The 2,193-nt window shown below is 43.0% G+C and carries 3 protein-coding genes; 1 reads left to right on the top strand and 2 read right to left on the bottom strand.

What is annotated here, in order from left to right:
• Nucleotides 1-238: LysR substrate-binding domain-containing protein (locus tag QZ105_RS10430; RefSeq protein WP_293729855.1), on the top strand; the 238-nt coding region annotated here is incomplete at its 5' end.
• 302 nt (nucleotides 239-540) lie between these two features.
• On the opposite strand, the gene QZ105_RS10425 is transcribed toward QZ105_RS10430, so the two are convergent.
• Both QZ105_RS10425 and QZ105_RS10420 read right to left on the bottom strand, forming a co-directional pair.
• Complete coding sequence (locus QZ105_RS10425; protein WP_293729854.1) at nucleotides 541-1,104, bottom strand: hypothetical protein; 564 nt, start codon at nucleotides 1,102-1,104, stop codon at nucleotides 541-543.
• Nucleotides 1,105-1,171: 67 nt separating this feature from the next.
• A partial coding sequence (locus tag QZ105_RS10420; RefSeq protein WP_293729853.1) for a porin occupies nucleotides 1,172-2,193 on the bottom strand: 1,022 nt, incomplete at its 5' end.

Here is a 2,193-nt window from a genome sequence, read left to right as displayed (position 1 = left end):
AATTTTTACCCCCCCCGCCGCCAGCAGCGCCCTGGCCTTTGCCGCCAGCGGCCTAGCCTGCGCCGTCGTCGCCGCCCTGCCCGGCGATCCTGTACCAGCCGGAATGCAGCGCATCCCCCTGCAGGACGACAAACTGACCTTTCCCCAAGAGCTTTATTGGAGCACTCAGCGCCGTTTATCGCCTGCGGCGCAGCTGTTTTTGGAATTTTTTCAAAAGCAGCTGCCGGAGAGAAAATAAGTACAGAAAAACCCAGGGTGGCCGCCCTGGGTTTTTGCTAAGTTGTTGACTATTTTGCTTTTTAAGTTTATAATAAGCATAAAGAGATAGTCTGACTTTGGCCAGCCAGCTTTCTTCAAAATTCTATAATGTGAAAGAAGAGCTGCTTGCCAAGTGGCTCTATTTCATTTTATATGACACTAAATTTGCGAAGCGTCAACGGCTATTTTTACAAAAAAATTTTCACATATAAAAGACTGCCGTACTCCCGAAGTACAGCAGTCTTTTTGCGTCTGGAGAACGCTTATCTAAATTATATAGTGTTATTTTACTTTAGTTACTCGTTTCAATTCACGAATAAGAGTATTGCGCAGTTGGTCGTGAATAAAATCGCTGCGAACAGTTACAGCATAATTAAAATCATCAGTTTCGTTAATACGGTCAGACTTTACTTTCCCACTGATATTATTCACCAACATAATATTCCCTTTTTGTGTTAAACGATAAATATCTTCATGTCCAATAGAGGTTAAAGGTTCGAGACTCAATTCTTCCATGACTACCATAACAGCTAAGTCCGCATTAGTTTTAGCCATAGCTTGTCTTATTAAAGTTTCATTAACTCCACCTTTAGCCACGGTATTATAATTGATAGCATCCAATACAACGGTTAAATCAGTATCGTCAACCATATCAAAATCAGGAAACTTAAATTGCTCCATGCAAACTTCATTCCAAACGCGGCGAGAAGCAGCATTATTTTCCGCATCTTCATTAGTCACAATGGGCAGCACAGCAATTTTAGCGGCTTCTACCCTGCCAAAAGCAGGCAATGTAAAGCCAATAATTGCAAAAGTCAAAATAAGCAAGCGCAACAGCTTTTGCATTCTTTACCTCCTGTTGTTTAAAAAAGGGACGACCGTAGTCGCCCCTTTAATTTGCTGTATAAGCAGATTAGAAAGTGAATACCAATTGAGACCACAGAGTCTTGTTATCCCAAGCGCTGTCATCTTTAGCATCCAAATCATGATATTCTACTTGAGCTACAATGTTCTTAGCAACAGCCAAGTTAGCACCGAATTTCCAGCCTTCATAACCGCCTTTTGCATGCAAGCCTTCAGTGTTAACTACACCAGATGCCCAACCGTTTGAAATATAGGTAGAAGCTGCCATATCGTAGTAGGTTGCATACAGGCCCCAGCTACCAGGTTTAGAAGCTTTAGCGCCTTTGTAGTTCAAGCCTACATAGTAGCCGTCGTCTTCGCCGTCTTTGTTTTCAACATCGCCTTGCAGGTAAGCTGCGCGAACTGCCCAATTATTATCGAATTTGTAGTTAGCGCCAAATGCCCAAATATTGTTATCTGCTCCCAAATTTTTATCGTCTTTTTCGTCAACATAAACTGCTTCCAAGCCCAGCTTGCCAACATTACCAGCCAAAGAAACTGCATAGTAATCACCAGCAATATTCTTGTTATTAGCAGTAGCCAATTTACCGCCTTGAACAGTCAATTTAACATCTTTACCGTAAGCTAATTTAACAGCATCGGTACGATGGCTCAGGATTTCACCGCCGAAAATAACTTGGTTGTTACGACCAGCTTCTACTTTAACGCCGCCAATGCGACCATTTACGAATGCGCGTTGGAAATTAGTGGTTTCATCGCCACCGTCGGTCATGAAGTCTTGCTCGTTTTGAATCATACCGGTGTAAGACCAATCTTCATTAACTTGACCAGTCATCCAAATACGAGTACGCAGCTTGCTGTTATCGTCAGCTTTGTCAGATAAATCTTTGTCAAAGTCTTCATAGTGAGCGCGGATTTCACCGGTAATCTTTACGTTGTCGGCTTTCTTTTCCAGGTTAGCAACGCGAACGCCCAGAGTATCCAGCTCGTCAGCAAATTCAGCAGCCAGCTTGTCTACGTTAGCGCCTTTTGCCATTGCTTTTGCTACGATTTGAGCCATTTCATAACGGG

Origin of the sequence: uncultured Phascolarctobacterium sp. (genome assembly GCF_905212365.1) — a bacterium.
In the GTDB taxonomy this organism is placed as follows: Bacteria; Bacillota; Negativicutes; order Acidaminococcales; family Acidaminococcaceae; genus Phascolarctobacterium_A.
The sequence above is the reverse complement of the archived record's forward strand: the minus strand, read 5'-3'. Positions and strand labels throughout refer to the sequence as shown.